Raw genomic sequence first — 17712 nt, forward strand, 5'->3', positions numbered from 1 at the left:
GGAACGCTGGTATTCGTTAGAGCGTATATAAAAACTTGCCTTTCTGATCTTACGCAGCATAGTCATTGGCAGAAACAACAGAGGAGCCACATTTTGGCCTGGAAAGAAATCGATCCTTATTATCGCAACTAAAGAAATCCAAAATAATTCAGGTTTAGAACCAACCACCATGCAACTTTTTCTTCCGTTTATGAATCCATAGGTCAGTAAACCAGCATATATTCAAATCGCAACAAAACTTTATAATGAAGCTGCCTAAACTTTTTCTCTGCCTCATCCTCTTAATCATTACGGTGCCTGTAAAAGCACAGGTTCTGCCGGATTCTCTCAACCAAAAGATTGAGAATATTTTTAAAACTTATAACAGGACTAACGGTCCCGGGTGCGCTGTGTCTGTCATCAGAAATGATTCAGTCGTATTCAGCAAAGGCTTTGGAATGGCCAGTCTTGAATACGATGTGCCTGTCAGGCCGTCTACTGTGTTCGATATTGCTTCTGTCTCAAAGCAGTTTACAGGGTATGCTATTTCGAGATTGATTCAGGATGGTAAAATTGCAGGAAAGGATGATATACGTAAATATCTCCCTGATGTGCCTTTTTTTGGAAAAACAATTACTATTGATCACCTGCTGCAACACACCAGCGGTTTGAGAGACTGGCCGGAAGCACTGGTATTGGCTGGATGGCGCTGGGACGAGGTTTTTTCATTCAATGACATTATGCGTATGGTAAAGGCGCAAAAAGAACTAGACTTCGAGCCTGGTACTAAATACTCTTATTCCAATACAGGTTATAATATGCTGGCCGCGGTGGTTGAAAAAGTGAGTGGCGTTTCGTTTAGTGCATGGACTGCCGAAAACATATTCAAACCGCTTGGGATGAATTCATCCGGATTTCAGGATGATTACACTGTTGTAATTAAAAATCTTGCTCATTCCTATGAACCGACAAGTACAGGTTTCGGAAATATTCCCGGCGCATTAACTGCATATGGTTCCAGTTCCTTATTTTCAACTGTTGAGGATCTGAGTAAGTGGGTCATTAATTTTGACAAGCAGATTGAACTAAAAAATCCGGTTTACCTGAATATGTTGACAGAGGGCAAACTGAGCGATAATAAAAGTGTTCCTTATAATTATGGGTTAGAGACAAGCACCGACAGGGGTATCCAAAACGTTTCGCATACAGGTGGTTGGGCTGGCTACAGAACTATCATCTCCAATTACCCTTGGGAGTCTTTGTCAGTTATCATTCTGAGTAATTCAGCTGATTTCAACCCCAGTCAATCTGCATCTGAAGTTGCAGATCTTTTTCTCAGTAGTAAATGGAAAAAGGTATCATCGGTAACAAATCCAGTTAAGGATTTACAGACAGTGGTTCTGGATTCGGTTCTTGCCAAACAATATGTTGGCTCCTACCTACTCAGGGCTGGGAAATTAATTACCATCACTTACGAGGATGGAAAGCTGATGACACAGGCAACCCGTGAACCCAAATTTCCGGGTGAAGCGAAATCAGATTCTACGATATGGATTGAAGCTTATGGAGCTCCCATGACTTTTGTAAAAGATAAAAGCGGAAAAGTAACCATGATCAGGTACCGGAATATAGATGTTAAAAGAGTGACGCCATGGAATCCCGACCCAAAGACTTTCTCCCAGTATACAGGAACTTATTACAGTGAAGAATTAGCAGCTGAATATAAAATTGGTCTGAAAGAAGGGAGGCTGGAGATGAGCCATCGGCGTGGTGGGGAAGCGCTGCTATCACCAGATCCATCAGCGGCTGACTTGTTTACCAGCGATTCCGGTTATATCCAGTTTACAAGGGACACTCAAAAAAGAGTGAATGGTTATAAGGTTTCCGGTGGTCGTATCAAAAATATTTCTTTTAGAAAAAAATAAAGTGTAACAGCCGGCGGTAGTTATGAGCGGTCAGCTTATTGGTATCCGATCATAAACCAATAGAAGAAAACGATCAGGAAAATCAGGGTACCAATGAGCACCATATATAGCTGAGGCCAATTGCGAACAAATGGCGGTAATCCGTCGCGGTTCTCTTGACCGTCTAAGTTTTCATTCATCGTTGGTCGGGTTCAGAATATGGAGCAGAGTCTTTGATAGGTGATGCCACAAAAGTAGAACGGTTTTTGAATTGTTTTAGCATGCAGCCATTAAAAGGATTGCGAATTTAACTGTTTCATCATAATGGTTTTGGTATAATTTCATTTCAGTTTGTCTAAATTCGACGCTATTTAATTTACTATTTCCCAACGTGTGAGCATTTAAAAGTCTTATGAGAATAATCTGTATTGCCGTTTTCATTCTGTCGGTTTCATGGGCAGGGACTTTCGCCCAGTCACATAAAATCAATCTCAAAACAACCTCAGATCTGCATAGGTTTTTTAAATATGATCCTGAAAAGCCAGTGATTATTACTGGTCATAGGGGAGGGATGGTAACGGGTTTTCCTGAGAACTCCATCGCTACTTTTGAAAATACGCTGAATCATACACCCGCATTCTTTGAAATAGATCCGCGTCTGACCAAAGACAGCGTCATTGTACTCATGCATGATGCGACACTGGATCGTACGACAACTGGTAAGGGAAAACTGTCAGATTACACTTACAAGGAGCTAAAAGATATCAGGTTGAAGGATGCTGAGGGAAATATTACAGCCTATTCCATTCCTACACTTTCTGAGGTAATTGAATGGGCAAGAGGAAAAACGATTCTGAACCTGGATCATAAAGATGTGCCGCTTGCGATGACTGCGAAATTGATCCGCAAGCACAAAGCGGAGGCATTTGTAATGCTTACCGTACATAGTCCTAAGGAGGCCAGGTATTATCTGGATCAGAATAAAGCCAGCATGTTTTCAGCATTTGTCAAAAATAAAAATGATTTTGATGAATACCAGAAGGAAGGTATTCCATTCACACAGATGATCGCGTATATCGGTCCGACTGTCAAACCGGAAAATAAAGAATTATATCACTTGCTGAATGCAAGAGGTACAATGTGTATGATTTCTTCGGCCTCTTCTTATGATAAATTGAAATATGTGCAGGAGCGGAAAAAACACTATCATGCTATTGCGGCGGACGGAGCCAGTATACTCGAATCTGATTATCCCATTGAAGCTGCAGAAGCGTTGAAAGAATTAAAGAAGTAATGTTACCTGATAGAAAGTAAAAGCCCGGCTACCATTTTACAGGTGGCCGGGCTTTCGGTTTTTAGAAGCTGATGGAATATTTTTATTTTGTTTTACCGGTTTTGCGATAAGCCCAGTAGAAGATCTGAGGCAATACTGTAAATGACAGGAACATACAGATCAACAGACCTCCCACAATCATGATGGCCAGCGGTTTTTGAATCTCAGAACCCATTCCGTTGGAGAGTGCTGCGGGCAACAACCCCAACGAACCCATCAACGCGATCATGATTACCGGACGAATACGACCATGTATGCCATCGGATATGGCCTGTTGTAATGGCATTTTTTTCAAGAGATTTTCTTTCATCACGTGTACGAGTATGATACCGTCAATCGTACAGACACCAAACAAAATGATAAAGCCGATTCCTGCTGATATTCCAAAGGTAGTGCCGGTGATCCAAAGTGACAGGAATCCTCCGATGAATGCAAAAGGGATGGTGATCAGTGAAATAGCGGTGTCTTTGGCGTTTCCGAAATTGACATACAAAAGGAATATGATCATGATCAGCGCGGCAGGTATAATCACAGCGAGCTGAGCAGTTGCCCGTTCTTTACTTTCAAATTCTCCCGCCCACACCACTTTGCTGGTTTCAGGGAATTTGACATTTTCTTTCACCACTTTTTGTGCTTCGGCAATCGTACTTCCCAAATCTCTTCCATCAATACTGAAACCAATTCCGATGTAACGGCTGCTTCCTTCGCGGTAAATAAACGCCGGACCCGTTTTTGTACCGATTCTGGCGATTTCTTTCAGCGGTACTTCATGGTTATCAAGCGAAGGGATCAGAATGTTGCCGATTTCTTCTTCGGTATCACGGTATTCTTTCTGGTAACGAATGGTGATATCGAACATACGGTCGTTTTCGTAAAAGACAGAGGCTGCCTTTCCGCCAATGGTCATTTCAATCACCGCCTGTGCATCAGCCATAGAAACCCCGTGCCGCGCCATTCTGGCTTCATCAAGCTGAATCGCAAGCTCCGGAATTCCAATGTTGCGATACACCAGAACATCGGTAATACCCTGTACCTTGTGAAGGTTATCCGCCACCTGATCCGCCATATTTTCCAGATCCTGCAGGTCTTCCCCAAAGATTTTGACAACCAGCGAGCTTTTTACGCCGGCTACATATTCCTCCACATTATCCTGAATCGGCTGACTGAATCCGAGCGAAATACCCGGGTAGGAGGACAATACGTCCTTCATTTCTTTGAGCAATTCTTCCTTAGTGATATGTCTTTTCCACTCACTTTCAGGTTTAAGCTGAATATGGAATTCGTTGTTGAAAAAACCTGTGGGATCGGTTCCGTCGTTAGGTCGGCCGGTCTGGTTCATGACAAATTTTACCTCGTCAAATGACCTCAGCGTATCCCTCAATGTATTTCCTGTACGAACCGATTGTTCCAGATTGATACTGTTCGGTAAGGTGGCTCGTACATAAATAGCCCCTTCGTTGAGTTTCGGAATAAACTCCGTTCCGTAGTTCATAAATTTGATCACACAGACCGCAAACAATACGCCGAATGAAACCATAACCAGTTTCTTGTAACGGTCGCTCCACTGGTATAGCTTGAAGATGTTATTCCTGAAGAAGTTAACAATCGGATTATTGACTTCCTTAATTTTACCTTTCAGCAATACCTTACACATGGCCGGTACAAAAGTCAGACTCAAAATCAACGAACCTACCAATGCATATCCCAGCGTAAATGCCAGCGGTGCGAACATTTTTCCTTCTACTTTCTGGAATGAGAATATCGGGAGCAATGCAATAATCAGGATGATCTGCGCAAAGAAAATATGGGAAGCTACATTCTTCACACTACGTTTCATCAGCCCGAGTTTAGACATTTTACTAAACCTGTCGGTACCCAGCCGGAGCGAATTCTTTTCCAGATCGACGTATATCTTTTCGACAATCACCATGGTCCCTTCCAACAGCAAACCAAAATCGATAGCGCCCAGCGAAATCAAATTGGCGGGTAGTCCCTGAATACGCAGCATCGTAATGGCAAAAAGGAAAGATAACGGAATGACAAGCGCTACTGTAATGGTAGTTCTCCAGTTGAAAAGGAACACAAATACGATCACTGAAACCAGCACAATTCCTTCTGCCAGGTTGTGTGTTACTGTGTTCACAGTGGCATCCACCAGCTCGGTCCTGTCAATAACCGGCACGATTTTTACATCTGCGGGCAGAATACGGGTGTTCAGATCATCAATCGTTTTACGAAGTCTGACAATCACATCGCTCGGATTTTCTCCCCTTAGCATCACCACAATACCTTCTACCAGATCATTTTTCTCATCCAGCCCGACCTGGCCCAGACGTGGTTTAGCAGTAATATTGACTTCCGCTACCTGCTTTACATGCACAGGCGTAGAGCCTTTTACATTGATCAATATATTCTCGATGTCCTGCGTACTTTCCAGCAAACCTACGCCGCGAACCACGTACGCCTGATCGCCTTTCTGGATCACATCACCGCCTACGTTAATATTACTCTTTTCAACAGCCTCATAAACATCAAGAGGAGTGAGGTTGTACTGAGCTAGCAATGCAGGATTTACCCGCACCTCATATATCTTTTCCTCTCCTCCAAAGCTCGCAACAGTAGCCACTCCCGGAACAGCGACAAGCTCCCGCTCGATCACCCATTCCTGTAAAGCGGTGAGTTCTTTAACCGGTTTATTGCTTTTAAGTACATACCTGAAAATCTCACCGGTAGCCCCGTACGGAGGTTCTATTTCAGCCTCGGCACCTTTGGGAAGATCAATATTTCGAAGTCGGGTAGAAGCATATTGCTGCGCATAAAAGTCTTCTACCTTGTCTTCAAAAAGCACAGTGACAACAGACAAGCCGAACAAGGAAATCGACCTTACTTCACTTTTTTTAGGAATCGTGTTCATTTCCTTCATTACGGGAAGGGTAATGAACTTTTCGATTTCTTCAGCGCTGCGCCCGGGCCATTGGGTAATGATCCTTGCGCGGGTGTTGGTTACGTCCGGAAATGCTTCAATGGGGGTATGGATATAACTCACCACCCCGACCACCGCCAGAACGGCAGTCATAAAGAATATCAGCATCGTGTTTTTCAGTGAAAAAGCGACGATGCTTTGTGTTAATTTTTGCATGGGATTTGAATTATTTACCCGACTCAATTACTTCTGAAAAGAGCAGCAACTGATTGTCTGTGACTACTTTTTCGCCGGCTACAATGCCTTCTTTGAAAAACACGCGGTCATTGTCTTTCACATGAATGATGACCTTACGTGGCTCCAGGGATAAATCCGGTTTTTGGATGAGCAAGTAGTTCTCATTGTTATAAAAAATGAGTGCTTTGACTGGAACGCCCACTGCTTCACCGGATGCATCTTTTCTGACAACTGCCTCAATCGCAAGTCCGGGTTTTAGTTTAAGATCTTTATTCGGCATACGGATACGCGCTTTGAGTACGCGTTCCTGCGGATCAAAAACCTGGGAAATTTCAGAGATCACTCCCTCAAAAGTTTCGTCGGGATACGCCTTGGATTTGATTACAGCCTTCATTCCTTTTTTCACAAAAGGCAGATCTACTGCATATACATTGGTCGTGATCCAGACATCGGAAAGATCAGAGATCGTAAATAAATCCGAGTCGCTTCCGCTGATCTGCGTGCCTGTGGAGATATTGCTTTCCACCACATAACCGCTTACAGGAGCCTTGATCTGAAATACACCCTTCTCACTGCTAGCATTGTACAGCATCAGATTTTCCTGAATTTTATCAATTTCAGCACCGATCACATCCACTTCACTTTGTGCTTCAATCAGTTCTTTTTCTGAGCCGATCCGGTCTTTGAACATGGATTCCGCCAGTGCCTGTGTTCTTTTGGCAACGGTGAGCCGGGATTCCAGAGTGCGTTTCTGGGAAGTGAGTTCGGTAAGTTCGCTACTTCTGATCTCAGCGAGTACTTGCCCTTTGGAAACCTTATCACCCAATGAAAAATTGGTTTTTGTGATCAAGCCGTTGACCAAACTCGCATACCGAACGACCTGATTGGGATTGTACTCAATCTGTCCGTTAAGCCGGATAGATTGCGTAACAGGCTCCATGACCGTAGTGTAAGTAGTTACCTTCGTCAGGTTGATCGCCTTCTTTTCCGTCGGAGCAGTTTGCTCTTTTTCCTGGTCTTTGTAGCAGGAGCTTATGGTCACAGCAGCCACTAGTGCCACTGGTATAAAATAAGTTAGTTTTAACATTTTCGTAAGCTTTCGAATGATAGTGGCAGTTATTGAATGTCTGTTCCTACTGCGTAGTTGAGGTTTTCCCGGCTTTCAGCGAGTTGTCGGCGGGTAGTCAGTATGGTACGTTTGTTGGCCAGGTAAGCATCAAAAAAGTCCAGATACTCTACCATATTGATACGCCGTTCCAGAAAGTAGCGCGTGTAATTGTTGAAGACGTCATCCAGGTCCTCACCATACCCGGCTTCAATACTTTGATAAGCCCCCAGATCTGTTCTCAGATTTCTGAACGCTTCCGCCACTTCACTTTCAATACCTTTGGTTTTCTGATTGGCAAGAACCTGTGCTTTTTCAATACCGATTTTACTTTCCTGGATCGCTCCCTGATTTCTGTTAAAAACAGGCAAAGGCATACTGATCCCGAAACCGATAAAATTGCGAAGGAAATTACCACCACGGTCGTAGTTGACTCCTAATGTCAGATCGGGCTTTCTGTTGGCCAGCTCCAGATCATGCTGTTTGGAAGCAAAGGTCTTTTCCAACTCGCTGATTTTCGCATCCGGTCGTTGACTCAAAGCCGTTTCTACCAACTGCGAAAACGACAGAGATTGCAACTTTTCAAGATCCTGAACCGGCAAAGTTGCGTCGGCTTGTATATAAGTAGCGGCTGGAATATTGAGCAGTACCACCAGCTCCTTTTGAATACCGGTAATCTCTTTTTTTGTTTCGATAATCTGTTGCCCCAATTCCAGCTTAAGTGCTTTCAGCCTGAATAGGTCAGGTTTTTTCAAATCTCCGGTCGCATATTGTCTTTCATAGGAAGCCACCAGTTTTTCCAGCGCAGCATTCTGAATACCCAGAATCTGCGCGTACGACTGGTGATAGGAGAGTGCGGTCAGGTTATTTCTTAAATCTGTTTTCAGGTTCCTGATCAGTTCGGTGAAATATTCCAATGCCATATCACGGGACAGGCTTTCCAGTGCAATGCGTTTTTTTCGCTTGCCACCGGTTTCGATCAACTGTTCAAGAGCGGCCGCAATCTGTCTGTTTTTACCAAAGTTTCCTGCGATCGGAGGTAGTGATTCTCCTGAGGAGAGCTGTCCTTTAGTTGCCCAAAGGTTGAGTTCTTCTACGGAAAATTCAGGATTTGGCCATAATTTGGCCTGAATGATCATTGCCTCAGACTGCCGGATGCTGAGTTTTTGAGCAACCAGGTCGAGGTTGTTGTTTAAAAATAATGCTTCGGCTTCCTTCGTGGTAAGTCGCAAGGTATCTTCCTGCGCTTGCTGGGCAATAGAGGAACAAATACTGACGAGGAGAAAGAAGCCTAATGAAATGTATCGCTTCACCAGGTTCTGTTTTTGTTGTGATACAAAATTAGACCCCGTACATTAGAGGACTCTTCGAGCTAAATTATAATAAGCTCAGCAATACATTAAAAAATTATAAGAAAGAGTCTCCGAACAGCAGCGCTATTTCTGTCCCTACACCTTTTTGTGAACGAATGTTTAGCTGTATACCATGATTCATCAGGATCTTATGTGAAATAGCCATTCCAAGGCCGTTTCCATGCACACCGGCTACGTTATTCCCGCGGTAAAACGGTTCGAATATATGTGCAAGGTCTTCTTCCGAAATTCCGATTCCCTCATCTTTGATAGTCAGACAAATGTTATTTTCTTTCTTTTCCAGCGTAAGATTCACAGGTTTTGAACAGGAAAATTTGGCAGCATTTTCGGTGAGATTGTATATGGCCATATAAAGCTGGGTTTTCACACAATCATAGGTCAGCAGATCTTCATCCTGATCCGACAATTCCCAGTGCAGGTTCACCTTTGTCTGAGGATAATCGATAGCCAGGCGATCGAGCACTTCCCAGAGAATCTCGTCAATACGCTCGGGCTGTAGCAGTTGTTTTTTGTCCTGTTCCAGGCCGGAAAGGACAAGTAAATTCTGAAGAATATTTTCGAGTCTGCCGGCATCGGACAATACGCTGCTGCTTACTTGCTGATACTCCGAAACAGGGCGGTCTTTCTGCAATAGAACTTCCAGATTTCCGACAATGGAAGCCAGCGGACTTTTCAGTTCATGGGAAGCGTGACTGATAAAATTTTTCTGAATCTGCACATTCTGATATACCTTTTCGAGCATTGCGTTAAATTCCTTGAACAGGTCTTCCAGCTCGTCTTTGGTCTCAGGGTAGGAGAGTTTATGACTGTGCCCGGTCATATCGATCTTCTTGACCTGAGTAATAATTTCCCTCACAGGCGAGTAGGCAATACGGGATAAAGTGTAGCTCAGTATCACAATCACGATCATACCAATGAGCAGCGCAATAATCAGAATCCTGATGAATTCAGCTTTTTGTGCTTTCAGTGTCGGGTTATTCGCTTTGATAATGACACTGAATGAACCCTGGTTGTCGCGGTAATAAATGGCATAGTAAAACGAATCCCCGACCTTGAAGTTGTATTGGCTCTTGGCACGGATAGTTTTGAGTATTTTTAATGTGATATTGGTATCCGGATCGGCTTCTCCATAATGAATTTTACCCTGTTTGTCATAAAGCCGAATCTCCTGATTGGCAGTGGCAGTCAGAAATTTCTTTTCAATTTTACGGTATTCATTGGTGCTCAGTTCATCTTCTTCCAGGTAAAAAAGAGCTGTCAATGAGGCTGTTCTGGAGAGTTCAGCAAAAAACACATTCTCCGCCGACTTTACAAAATTCAGGTAAATCAGAATAGAAGATATCGTAAATACCAACCCGAAAACCAGTGAGGAATTCAGCGTGAGTTTGTGCTGTATTTTCATGGATTATCAGAAATCATATAACCCCTTCCTTTCAAAGTCCTGATCAGTTTTTGATCAAAATCATTGTCAATTTTATTTCTCAGATAAGAAATGTAGACGTCCACAACATTGGTATAGGTATCCATGTTCGTGTTCCAGACAGAGCTCAGTATCTGCGTGCGTGTAATGATCCGGTTTTTGTTTTCAAGAAAGAAGACCAGCAATTTGAATTCTTTGGCAGATAACTGAATAGGCCGGCCGGCACGCTCCACCAGACTTGAATCCATGTTGACTTCCAGATCGCCACATTTGAGCACCTGGTCTCTTGAATAATGCAGCTCGTATCTGCGTCTGAGCGCTTTGATACGGGAAAGCAGTTCAGGGAAATGGAAAGGCTTTACCAGATAATCGTCTGCTCCAAGGTCCAGCGCTTTGATCTTGTCTTCGGCCTCGCCCAATGCACTGAGCATCAGCATGGGTGTGTCCAGTTTTTTATACCGAATCAGTTGTGCGAGTTGTAATCCGTCCATGTCAGGAAGCATCACATCCAGGATAAATAAATCCCAGGATTCGGCTAGTATCTTGTCGCGCGCCTCATACCCATTACCGGCAAGCTCAGCCTGATAGCCGGCTTCTGATAATCCTTTCAGTAAAAAACTGCTGATGCGGACGTCATCTTCTACAACTAATATTTTCATACGTTTTTGCCTTGCTGCTTTCAGCTTTGGTATTCCGCAAATATTGTAAAATGTTTTGAGTCGCCGGATATCAGGGAATTTTTAGCGCTTGTAATCCATTAAAATGGTATAAATATTTAATTAAAAATAAGCGTGGTAGCTGGAGCAGAGATTTACTTGAAATGTACTAAGTACCCTTTTGAGTGGGTATTTAAGTAAAAAATGCCTGCTAAACATAGCTTATAATTTTCTAATTTTAGTGCAGACGATATATCGCTCCTATGGTTCATCAAAATTTGTTACTGATTCTGGCGCTGTTTTTTGCAATGGCGCTTCTTTATTTATTGAGTCAGAGATTGAAGATTTCTTATCCTATCCTGCTTGTAATCGGAGGGTTAGGCATTTCTTTTATACCCGCAGTACCCGACATCAATATCAATCCGGAAATTGTATTCCTGATCTTTCTGCCCCCTTTACTTTTTGAGGCTGCATGGTACACTTCCTGGAACAGTTTCTGGAAATGGAAAAGATCCATTCTTTCTCTGGGTTTCGGACTCACTTTTTTTACATCGTTGGCGATTGCTTACTTTTCAGTTAGTCTGATACCAGATTTTACCTTAGCGCTTGGTTTTCTTTTAGGCGGAATCATTTCTCCTCCTGATGCCGTGGCGGCCACTTCGGTTTTAAAAGGAATGAATATGCCCAGAAGGGGAACGACGATTCTGGAAGGGGAGAGCCTTGTGAATGATGCTGCTTCACTTACTGTTTTCCGTTTCGCTCTTGCTGCTATTCTTACCGGTCAGTTTGTATTGCAGAAGGCCGCGTCCGATTTTCTTGTTCTATCCTTTATGGGAGTGGTTGTGGGTGTGGCAATCGGGCATGTTTTATATTTTATTCTGCGTTTTCTGGCTAAATCGTCCAGTATTACAACCCCTATTACGCTCATTGCTCCGTACCTGATGTACCTGGTGGCGGAAGAGTTTCACTGGTCGGGTGTACTGGCTGTGGTCAGTGGCGGGCTTTTTCTGTCTTTCCGATCAAAGGATTACCTCAACTACCACACACGTATACAGACTAAGGAGGTATGGGAAACAGTGGGTTTTCTGTTGAATGGATTTGTATTTATACTGATAGGGTTGGAACTACCCGTGATTGTAAAAGGGCTTGGAGACTACTCACGCGAAGAGGCCATTGAATATGCACTGATGATCAGTGTGATTGTGATCGTGATCCGGGTGATCATGGTGTACCTGTCTACGTATGTACCAAGATTACTATTCCCGATGATTCGCCGAAGAGAAAAAAGTCCGGGCCTGAAATTACCCTTTATTATAGGTTGGGCCGGTATGAGAGGAGTAGTGTCGCTGGCATCTGCACTGGCCATACCGCTCACACTAAATAATGGAGAGGCCTTTCCGCACCGGAACCTGATCCTGTTTATCACTTTTGTCGTGATTTTGATTACCCTTGTTTTTCAGGGGCTTACCCTGCCAATTTTCCTCAGATGGTTAAAGGTGGAAGAAGTGGACGATATTCAACCAGCCGATGAGCAGATTGAAGCGATCAGATTGCAGCTTGCCAAGGAGTCGGTGGTATACATGGATCGCCACTACTCAAAGGAAATGGCTGATTACGAAACCATATCCAGGATTAAAGAGCAGCTTTTGAGAAGTATCAATGCTACCGAAAAAGCTGCCGTTGAGGATAAAAAAGCAGCGCTGGGATCGGTGCGGCAATTGTATCGGGAAATTATGCTGGAACTTGTTGAGCACCGCAGAGAAGGGCTTTTCAGAATGGCACTCGACAAAAAATATGAGGACAGTATTATCCGCAACATGGAGCATAATCTGGATCTGGAAGAGGCCAGATTAAGAAAAAATTAGAGAATATTTCCCTGTAACGTAAAAGACTGCAACAGAGACTGAAAGCGAGGCGTATTGAGATTAAGTCCAACTTTCACTTTCAGGCATTTTTTAGCAGGGTTATGGGGAAATCTCTATTGTTTTTTTGCTTGTCTATTTTTCTGTCAGCTTCTGTATCGGCACAGGTTGACTGTAGTAATATTGGTTTCGAGCTGGGCAATACCAATGGCTGGACGCTGAGCTACGGAACGGTGACAGATGCCAACAGTAAAGTGGTGTTTCAGGCAGAGACGAATGGTACCAGGGAAAATGAGCACATGATCACCAGCTCAGGTAATGATCCCAAAATACCTTCCATAAGCATGGTCGCACCCGGTAGCTCGCATTCCATAAGATTAGGCAATACTACAACAGGAACCCATTTTTCAAGATTAAAGACGCAGTATACCGTAACGGCGGACAATACGCTCTTTCAATACCAGTTTGCAGTTCTTCTACAGAACACTTCGGGAACCGGCAACCAGAATCATGAATCGTATCAGAAACCCGGTTTTAATCTGGCGATTCTGGATAGTAATGGCGATGAGCTGGCCTGTAACCATTACGACATACAATTACAGGGAACCAACACGGTCAACGGATTTCTCTCATCCGGCGATATTCAGTATCGTCCCTGGACCACCGGTGCTATTGATCTTCGCAATTATGTGGGTAAAACCATTACCATAGTCGTTACTGCTCATGGCTGCACGCAGCGGGGGCATTTTGGTTATGCTTACTTTGATGCCCAATGTCTGAAATCTGAAATTACTCCGGTTTCTGCCTGTCCTGATTCAGATGGTTATATGACACTCAAAGCACCGGATGGTTTTGGCAGTTACCGCTGGAACAATGGTGCCACGACTTCTCAGATCAGCGTAAAGGCAAACCTGGGAGATCAATACAATGTAAGTATGGTACCACTGGCAAGTCTGGATGAATCGTGTGCTTTACAACTAGATTATACGATTCAGTATAAAAAGCAGGAAAGTAAGTTGGAAAGGACCATTTGTGAAGGAGATGAGGTAGCGGTTGGGGACACCGTATACCGTACGTCGGGTATTTTTGTAAGAAATATTCTACATTCTACCGTGTGTGACAGCACTGTTACACTGAATCTTACCGTGAATCCGGTGCCTGTTTTTACTCAGGACCTGACAATCTGTGAAGGAGAACAGGTGACCGTAGGAGATACTGCATACGCTACTACAGGCACTTTCGTCCGTGCCATACCTTTGCCTACGGGCTGCGACAGTACGGTCACTACAAATCTTGTTGTCAAAGATTTTCTTCTTTCCTACACGCCGTCTTACCAGATCACAGAGGGTGATAGTGTACTGATTTTTACAAAGGCGGATCCTGAAGGAGATTACGAATATTTATGGCAATCTGCATCAACAGTCTCCTGTAAGGATTGCAGTGAAATGTGGGTCAAGCCTGCTTCTTCAGCCGTCTATAACATTTCAGTCTCAGACCAGGATCATGTCTGCAGCCGTGCGGGAAAAGTGAGTATTTCTGTAAAACCCTGTGGTATCAGTATTCCGGATGCTTTCACACCCGGAACAGATGCGCACAACAATGTCTTCTATGTCTTTGGTGCTTCCTGTGTGAAGCAGGTGCGTGAAATGTGGATATATAACCGCTGGGGCCAGGTGGTATTTCATAACCAGCATTTTGCGGCCTCCGATCCGCAGCAAGGCTGGACAGGCAAATTTCAGAACGCCGACAGCGTTGCGGGTATTTATCCTTACAAAATTCAGGTTGAACTGAAAACAGGAGAACTGCGGAACTATACCGGACAGGTAAATTTATTACGCTAACCCTATTGGTGCAGGTTTTCCTGATGTTTCCATAACTCTCTGAACACCGGACTTTGTTCTTTAAGATAAATGAAAGTGCCTTCGTCAACGATCTTGCCGTCTTTAAGCACATATACATAATCGAACTTGGTCAACAGGTGTAAACGGTGTAGCGTGGATACAACGGCTTTGCTGCGGAACTGGGAAAACATCCGGTCATAGATCAGCGATTCCGTCTTCGGGTCCACACTGCTGGTCGGCTCATCAAGTAATACAATGTCGCTCGAACGTGCCGCCAGAATCCCACGCGCCAGCGCCAGGCGTTGTTTCTGCCCTCCCGAAAGATTAACGCCCTTTTCCTGAATATTGGAATCCAGGTGGTTGGGGAGTTTGTCGAGCACATCGGCAAAATGAGCGGTTTGGCATACTTCCATAATTTCATCTTTTGAAAAAGGAAGTCCGAGGGTAATGTTGTATTCAATGGTGTTTTCGAAAATTTCAGGATCCTGAGGAAATAAAGTGACTGTATCGGCCAGTGTGCCCATCGATGCTTTGAGCTGGCTGTCAACTTCTACTTTTACCTGATCTTCCGGCTGGTATAAACCCCTTAGCACAGCGAGAAGAGTACTTTTGCCGCTTCCGCTTTCACCGATCAGGGCCAGCTTTTCCCCGCGCCGGATCCGTATCTGAAGATCGTGCAGACTATGAGACAATTTTTGCTCTGAATAGTTTTCTTCGTGCGCAAAACTCAGATGGCTGATCTGAATTTCCTTCCAGTCAGAAGGAAGCGGAACGGTTGCCTCGGGAATATGCTGATGGGTGTACGCTTCACCAATGCTGCGGGCTGTCTGTACTTCGGTATTGTAGCGGATGATCTCGGTATACTGCCAGGCCACATCCTGAAACACGCTCGTGAACTGGTTGACATAACCCAGCAGCGTAACCAATCCGCCTACCAGAAAAACCTGTCCGGGTGTGTAATTCTGATAGACATATCCGAGGGTGACGACGATGTAAATGATTGAAATAAAAATACTGGCTACAAACCATTTCCATTCATTGATTACGACTGTCTTTCTGAAGGGAGGAAATACATCGGCTACTTTTTGCATCAGTCCGGCTTTCATCCTTTTTTCCAGACGCAGGGTAATCACGGTAATGATGTTTGAAAGACTATCGAATAAAGTCGAAGATACAACGTGCTCTCTTTCATTGGTTTCGTCGAGTGTTTTGATAAAAGGCTTATCGAACAGAAAAATCACGCGCATGGTAATGATACCGATCAAAATACCGATACCGCCGTATAAGGGCGAGAACCATACAATGGCAACGAATGAGAATATAAATTTGGCAAAGGCATGCAGGAACATAAAGCCGTTCTGAAAGAAGTCACGCAGGGCTTCATAAGCTTTTCTGATCCTGTTGATCGTAGAGCCGCTGTGGTGATCCTGATGCCATTTTGTAGGCAGATGTAGCGCCTGATGGTACATTTCATCCAGGAAATTTCTGCTCAGGTCAAAAGCCAGTTTTCTTTCAAGGACTCTTGCAGGGCCGTGAAATACCCATTCCCCGAGTGTCAGACTGATGTATCCGGCGGCGAAGAGCAGGACATTATCTGGAATATCATTAGGCTCGCTTTGGATAGACTGAATAAACCAGCCCAGCAACAAAGGATGCATCGCCAGCACAATATTGGCCAGAATGAACATGCCATAAACAAGTAAGTACTGTTTGCGCTGGCTGCGTGCGTAGCGCCAGGCGGTGGCAAGTAACGAGATATAGGGATTTTGCATGGATATGATTTCTGCCCGCAAAGATATAAAAACGTGCAGGCTGATGCATAAACACCGCTTCACGCTTAACAGTTTGATCTTATAGGTGAATAAGTAGTTTTTATAACTTCACTTGCTTTAAATTAAATCATATCTGCTTTGACTTTTACCTAAATCTGTTTTACTATGAGACGTTTAGTACATGCTTTGAGTCTGCTTGGATTAGTAATTTTGATGAATGCCGGAAACGCAGCAGCTCAGGACGGCTGGGTTTCTATTTTTAATGGCCAGAATCTGGATGGCTGGAAAGTAGGGGCCAATGCATCTTCATTTTCGATTGTAGATGGAGCGATTCAGGTCGCTGGGCCACGTGCACATCTTTTCTATGAAGGTCCTGTGAAAAATCACATGTTCAAGAACTTTGAGTTCAAAGCAAAGGTAATGACGCGTCCCGGCTCGAATTCCGGTATTTTTATACACACCATTTTTCAGGAAGATGGCTGGCCTTCGCAAGGCTATGAGGTGCAGGTGAATAACTCACACACCGACTGGAAAAGAACCGGAAGTTTGTATGATGTAGTGGATGTGAAAGAAACTTACGTGAAAGACAATGAGTGGTATACTGAGTATATCAAAGTAGAAGGCAAGCACATCACCATCATGATCAACGACAAGGTGGTAGTGGATTACGAAGAAAGTGACGCAGACAAACGCTCTGTGAATGGCAAAGGAAAAATACTCGGTAGCGGCACGTTTGCATTGCAGGCGCATGATCCTAAAAGCGTAGTTTTGTATAAGGACATTATGGTACGACCTCTGACTGAGTAATACCAGTTATAGCAAAACAGGCATTGGAAGAATTTGTAAACTTTGAAACCAGAATAGACCGCTTCGATGGAAAAGCCGGGAGTTATTATATCCCGGTTCCGGATGAAGTGGCGGCCATTTTTGTGACGGGCCGTAAACCTGAACGTGTTCGCTGCGTGCTGAACGGGACAGTTGAGTTTCAATGTGCGATTCGTCCGATATCGGGTGCCGGTTTTTATATCAATGTTGCCACGCAGATCAGAAATCAGGCGCGGGTGGTATTGGGGCAAACGGTGAAGGCCGCTGTAAAAAAAGATGACAGCGTATACGGAAGGGATATGCCCGAGGAGCTTGGAGAACTGTTGAGCCAGGATGAGCAGGGGAATACACTTTTTCATGAAATCCTACCCAGCAAACAGCGCGGTATCATACACTATATCGCTTCTGCCAAATCTGTACAGGTGCGCGTAGATAGGGCCATCATGATGATCAACAGGCTGAAACGGGGCGAGATTTAAGAA

The 17712-nt window shown here is 44.1% G+C and carries 13 protein-coding genes; 6 read left to right on the forward strand and 7 right to left on the reverse strand.

Translation table 11 applies throughout. The annotated features are described in order from the left end of the window. The first annotated feature begins 245 nt into the window (after positions 1–245). Positions 246–1904, forward strand: a complete 1659-nt coding sequence (locus DSL64_RS03345) for a serine hydrolase domain-containing protein (protein ID WP_115829245.1) — start codon at positions 246–248, stop codon at positions 1902–1904. A gap of 35 nt (positions 1905–1939) precedes the next feature. Here DSL64_RS03345 and DSL64_RS29125 read toward each other — a convergent pair whose 3' ends face one another. Continuing rightward, a complete protein-coding gene (locus DSL64_RS29125; protein WP_199539319.1) occupies positions 1940–2083 on the reverse strand; it encodes a hypothetical protein in 144 nt (47 codons plus the stop codon). A 212-nt stretch (positions 2084–2295) separates the two neighbouring features. Here DSL64_RS29125 and DSL64_RS03350 point away from each other — a divergent pair, with 212 nt between their 5' ends. Continuing rightward, positions 2296–3177 carry a glycerophosphodiester phosphodiesterase family protein gene (locus DSL64_RS03350; protein WP_115829246.1) on the forward strand — a complete coding sequence of 294 codons (882 nt, stop codon included), beginning with the start codon at positions 2296–2298 and terminating at the stop codon, positions 3175–3177. Between the two features lie 82 nt (positions 3178–3259). On the opposite strand, the gene DSL64_RS03355 is transcribed toward DSL64_RS03350, so the two are convergent. From DSL64_RS03355 to DSL64_RS03375, 5 genes are all read right to left on the reverse strand, one after another. Next, positions 3260–6355: an efflux RND transporter permease subunit gene (locus DSL64_RS03355; RefSeq protein ID WP_115829247.1), complete on the reverse strand. Its 3096-nt coding sequence runs from the start codon at positions 6353–6355 to the stop codon at positions 3260–3262. A gap of 10 nt (positions 6356–6365) precedes the next feature. Further along, positions 6366–7463 (reverse strand): efflux RND transporter periplasmic adaptor subunit, encoded by a 1098-nt coding sequence (locus DSL64_RS03360; protein WP_115829248.1) that lies wholly within the window; start codon positions 7461–7463, stop codon positions 6366–6368. A gap of 29 nt (positions 7464–7492) precedes the next feature. Further along, positions 7493–8794 carry a TolC family protein gene (locus DSL64_RS03365; RefSeq protein WP_115829249.1) on the reverse strand — a complete coding sequence of 434 codons (1302 nt, stop codon included), beginning with the start codon at positions 8792–8794 and terminating at the stop codon, positions 7493–7495. Positions 8795–8888: 94 nt separating this feature from the next. Continuing rightward, complete coding sequence (locus tag DSL64_RS03370) at positions 8889–10256, reverse strand: HAMP domain-containing sensor histidine kinase (RefSeq protein WP_115829250.1); 1368 nt, start codon at positions 10254–10256, stop codon at positions 8889–8891. After that, a complete protein-coding gene (locus DSL64_RS03375) occupies positions 10253–10933 on the reverse strand; it encodes a response regulator transcription factor (RefSeq protein ID WP_115829251.1) in 681 nt (226 codons plus the stop codon). Before DSL64_RS03375 ends, DSL64_RS03370 begins: the two co-directional genes overlap by 4 nt. Positions 10934–11193: 260 nt before the next feature. Here DSL64_RS03375 and DSL64_RS03380 point away from each other — a divergent pair, with 260 nt between their 5' ends. Together DSL64_RS03380 and DSL64_RS03385 are read left to right on the forward strand one after the other, a co-directional pair. Next, complete coding sequence (locus DSL64_RS03380) at positions 11194–12795, forward strand: Na+/H+ antiporter (RefSeq protein ID WP_115829252.1); 1602 nt, start codon at positions 11194–11196, stop codon at positions 12793–12795. Between the two features lie 128 nt (positions 12796–12923). Next, positions 12924–14633, forward strand: a complete 1710-nt coding sequence (locus tag DSL64_RS03385; protein WP_229216937.1) for a T9SS type B sorting domain-containing protein — start codon at positions 12924–12926, stop codon at positions 14631–14633. A gap of 2 nt (positions 14634–14635) precedes the next feature. Here DSL64_RS03385 and DSL64_RS03390 read toward each other — a convergent pair whose 3' ends face one another. Then, positions 14636–16405 (reverse strand): ABC transporter ATP-binding protein, encoded by a 1770-nt coding sequence (locus DSL64_RS03390; protein ID WP_115829254.1) that lies wholly within the window; start codon positions 16403–16405, stop codon positions 14636–14638. A gap of 165 nt (positions 16406–16570) precedes the next feature. On the opposite strand from DSL64_RS03390, the gene DSL64_RS03395 reads away from it, so the two are divergent. Together DSL64_RS03395 and DSL64_RS03400 are read left to right on the forward strand one after the other, a co-directional pair. Continuing rightward, complete coding sequence (locus tag DSL64_RS03395) at positions 16571–17212, forward strand: 3-keto-disaccharide hydrolase (protein ID WP_115829255.1); 642 nt, start codon at positions 16571–16573, stop codon at positions 17210–17212. Positions 17213–17235: 23 nt separating this feature from the next. Further along, positions 17236–17709 (forward strand): DUF1905 domain-containing protein, encoded by a 474-nt coding sequence (locus DSL64_RS03400; RefSeq protein ID WP_115829256.1) that lies wholly within the window; start codon positions 17236–17238, stop codon positions 17707–17709. Positions 17710–17712: the final 3 nt, after the last annotated feature.

Origin of the sequence: Dyadobacter luteus, assembly GCF_003383615.1 — a bacterium.
GTDB lineage: Bacteria > Bacteroidota > Bacteroidia > Cytophagales > Spirosomataceae > Dyadobacter > Dyadobacter luteus.

Bases quoted from the DNA above. Each gene is read 5' to 3' on its own strand.
- DSL64_RS03345 (WP_115829245.1), top strand. From the start codon at position 246: ATGAAGCTGCCTAAACTTTTTCTCTGCCTCATCCTCTTAATCATTACG.
- DSL64_RS29125 (WP_199539319.1), bottom strand. From the start codon at position 2,083: ATGAATGAAAACTTAGACGGTCAAGAGAACCGCGACGGATTACCGCCA.
- DSL64_RS03350 (WP_115829246.1), top strand. From the start codon at position 2,296: ATGAGAATAATCTGTATTGCCGTTTTCATTCTGTCGGTTTCATGGGCA.
- DSL64_RS03355 (WP_115829247.1), bottom strand. From the start codon at position 6,355: ATGCAAAAATTAACACAAAGCATCGTCGCTTTTTCACTGAAAAACACG.
- DSL64_RS03360 (WP_115829248.1), bottom strand. From the start codon at position 7,463: ATGTTAAAACTAACTTATTTTATACCAGTGGCACTAGTGGCTGCTGTG.
- DSL64_RS03370 (WP_115829250.1), bottom strand. From the start codon at position 10,256: ATGAAAATACAGCACAAACTCACGCTGAATTCCTCACTGGTTTTCGGG.
- DSL64_RS03375 (WP_115829251.1), bottom strand. From the start codon at position 10,933: ATGAAAATATTAGTTGTAGAAGATGACGTCCGCATCAGCAGTTTTTTA.
- DSL64_RS03380 (WP_115829252.1), top strand. From the start codon at position 11,194: ATGGTTCATCAAAATTTGTTACTGATTCTGGCGCTGTTTTTTGCAATG.
- DSL64_RS03390 (WP_115829254.1), bottom strand. From the start codon at position 16,405: ATGCAAAATCCCTATATCTCGTTACTTGCCACCGCCTGGCGCTACGCA.
- DSL64_RS03395 (WP_115829255.1), top strand. From the start codon at position 16,571: ATGAGACGTTTAGTACATGCTTTGAGTCTGCTTGGATTAGTAATTTTG.